The sequence below is a fragment of the Microbacterium sp. genome (assembly GCF_035277845.1).
GTDB lineage: Bacteria > Actinomycetota > Actinomycetes > Actinomycetales > Microbacteriaceae > Microbacterium.
This window is the reverse complement of sequence record NZ_DATEJS010000270.1, coordinates 1-2,672: the sequence shown is the minus strand read 5'-3', so window position 1 is coordinate 2,672 and position 2,672 is coordinate 1. Positions and strand designations below refer to the sequence as shown.

Annotated in this window: 3 protein-coding genes; 2 read left to right on the top strand and 1 reads right to left on the bottom strand. The window is 71.0% G+C overall.

All coding sequences use genetic code 11. The features are described from left to right. Positions 1-387 (top strand): MarR family transcriptional regulator (locus VJR25_RS11850; protein WP_324115235.1); only part of this gene is annotated, 387 nt, incomplete at its 5' end. A gap of 5 nt (positions 388-392) precedes the next feature. Further along, positions 393-1,673 carry an MFS transporter gene (locus VJR25_RS11845; RefSeq protein ID WP_324115237.1) on the top strand — a complete coding sequence of 427 codons (1,281 nt, stop codon included), beginning with the start codon at positions 393-395 and terminating at the stop codon, positions 1,671-1,673. A 32-nt stretch (positions 1,674-1,705) separates the two neighbouring features. Here the strand turns inward: VJR25_RS11845 and VJR25_RS11840 are convergent, their stop codons facing one another. Then, on the bottom strand, positions 1,706-2,527 hold the full coding sequence (locus VJR25_RS11840) for a class II fructose-bisphosphate aldolase (protein ID WP_324115232.1): 822 nt from the start codon (positions 2,525-2,527) through the stop codon (positions 1,706-1,708). Positions 2,528-2,672 lie beyond the last annotated feature (145 nt).

Sequence of the window (2,672 nt, the reverse complement as noted above, 5' to 3'; positions counted from 1 at the left end):
ATGGCGACCTTCCGACTGGCCCGCCGGTTGCGCGCGGAACGCGCCATCGACACCATGAGCGACGGCCAATTCGCCGTGCTCGCCGCCCTCAAGAAGGAGGGCCCGCACACGCTCGGCGAGCTCGCGGCACGCGAACGGGTCACTCCCCCGTCGATGAACCGCACCGTGAACTGCCTCGAGGAATCGGGCTGGCTCACCCGCACCCCCGACGACGTCGACCGTCGCAAGGTGAACATCGAACTCACCGAAGAGGGACTCGCCGTCGTCACCGAGACCGTGCGCCGGCGGGATGCCTGGCTCGAATCGGTGCTCGCCGAACTGGATCCGGACGAACGCGAACTGCTGGCCGCGGCATCCGCCCTGATGCGGAAGGTCGCCGACCTGTGAACGCGATGTTCCGCTCCCTGCGCATCTACAACTACCGCCTCTGGATCGTCGGCGCGCTGATCTCGAACATCGGCGGGTGGATGCAGTCGACCGCCCAGGACTGGGTGGTGCTGACCCAGCTGACGCACAACAACGCGACCGCCATGGGTGTCACCATGGCGCTGCAGTTCACTCCCCCGCTGCTTCTCGTGAGCATCACGGGATGGGTGGCCGACCGGTTCGAGCGGCGCAAGCTGCTCATGGTCACGCAGTCGACCCTGATGGCCCTGGCGATCGCGGTCGGCGTGCTGCTGCTCACGCACGTGATGACGCTGCCCCTGATGTGGTTCTTCGCGCTGTGCTTCGGCATCGCGAACGCGTTCGACGCTCCGGCCCGGCAGACGTTCGTCTCGGATGTGGTCTCGCGCGAGAACGCGTCGAACGCGGTGGCGCTGAACTCGGCATCCTTCAACACCGCACGCCTCATCGGGCCGGCCGTCGGCGGTTTCATGATCGTGCTCGTCGGCACCGGCTGGGTGTTCATCGTCAACGCCGCGACGTTCCTCGCGATGCTCATCGCGCTGTCGCTGCTGCACAAGGACGAGCTCGTGCCGACCATCCGCGCCCAGGGCGGCGCCCGCTTCGCCGACGGCTTCCGCTACGTCGCCCGCCGCAAGGACCTGCAGATCGTCATCGGCATGGTATTCCTGGTGGCCGCGTTCGGCATGAACTTCCCGATCTTCGCCTCGACGATGGCGCTCGCCTTCGGCCGCAACGCGGACGGGTACGGCCTGCTCAGCTCCGTGCTCGCGGTCGGCTCGCTCGCCGGCGCGCTCATGGCCGCGCGCCGCGAGCGGGCACGGATGAGGGTGGTGATGTTCGCGGCGGGCGGGTTCGGCGTGGCATCCCTCGTCTCGTCCTTCATGCCGGCCTACGTGCTCTACGCGGTCACGCTGGTGTTCGTCGGGTTCTGCACCGTCTCGATGCTGACGACCGCGAACGGGTACGTGCAGACCACCACCGACCCGGCGCTGCGCGGCCGTGTGCTCGCCCTGTACATGGGCGTGCTGCAGGGATCCACCCTCATCGGCGCTCCGACCGCCGGATGGGTGGCATCCGCGTTCGGTCCGCGTGCGGCGATCCAGGTCGGCGGAGTCGCGGGCGTCGCGGCGCTCGTGCTCGGCGCGGTCTGGCTGGCGACGAACGGGCACCTGCACCGGCACGAGGACGGCGGTCTGCGCATGCAGATCGACGAGACGCGGCCCATCAGCATCATCGAGGAATCCGGGCTCGACTCCGCTGCCTGAGGCCGGCGGTCGCGCCGGCCCGCCCGGGTCGATCAGGCCGGCGTCAGGGTGCGGAGCATCCGCTCGACCTCGGCGGCGACCGCGGCACGTCCCGGCGTGATGAACCTGCGCGGATCGATCAGCGACTCGTCGGCGAGCGCCCCGCGTACCGCGTCGGTGAACACCCGCCCGACATGCGTGCCGATGTTGATCTTGCGCATGCCCGCGGCGATCGCGTCGACGATCGCGGCATCCGCCACCCCGCTCGACCCGTGCAGCACCAGCGGCAGCCCGGTGGATGCCGCGATCCGCGCGATCAGCCCGAGGTCGAGGGATGCCGTGCGCTCCCGCATCGCGTGTTCGCTGCCCACCGCGACCGCCAGCGCATCCACGCCCGTCTCACCGGCGAACTGCGCCGCCTCGGCCGGGTCCGTGCGCACCCCGGGCGTGTGCGCGCCCTCCTTGCCGCCGATGCGGCCGAGCTCCGCCTCCACCCACACGCCGGCCGCGTGCCCGCGCCGCACCACCGCCGCCGTGCGCGCCGCGTTGTCGGCGTACTCGTGGTGGGCGCCGTCGTACATCACCGATGCGAACCCGAGCGCGATCGCCTCGTCGACGAGCGACTCCTCCGTCGCGTGGTCGAGGTGCACCACCACCGGCGCCGAACTGCTCCGCGCGAGGGCCAGGAACGCCTCGCCGATGGGCGCCAGCGCCCCGTGGAACCGCACCGCGTTCTCGGACAGCTGCAGCACCACCGGCGTCCTCGCCGCCTCGGCGCCCGCGACGATCCCCTCCGCCACCTCCAGCTGCACGGCGTTGAACGCGCACACGGCGCGCCGTCCGGCGAGCGCCTCGGACATCGGGACGAGCGGCATGGGATCTCCTCGGATCGGTTCAGGCGGATCGGTCGAGCGAGCGGATGACGACACGCTCGGCGAACTCGGCGTGGCGGGGCGACAGGGAGCCGGCGACCGGCTCGAGCACCGCGGCCGCGGACCAGGCGACCGCCCTGCGCAGCAG

Coding starts and splice junctions, on each gene's coding strand:
- VJR25_RS11845 (WP_324115237.1), top strand. CDS start 393: ATGTTCCGCTCCCTGCGCATCTACAACTACCGCCTCTGGATCGTCGGC.
- VJR25_RS11840 (WP_324115232.1), bottom strand. CDS start 2,527: ATGCCGCTCGTCCCGATGTCCGAGGCGCTCGCCGGACGGCGCGCCGTG.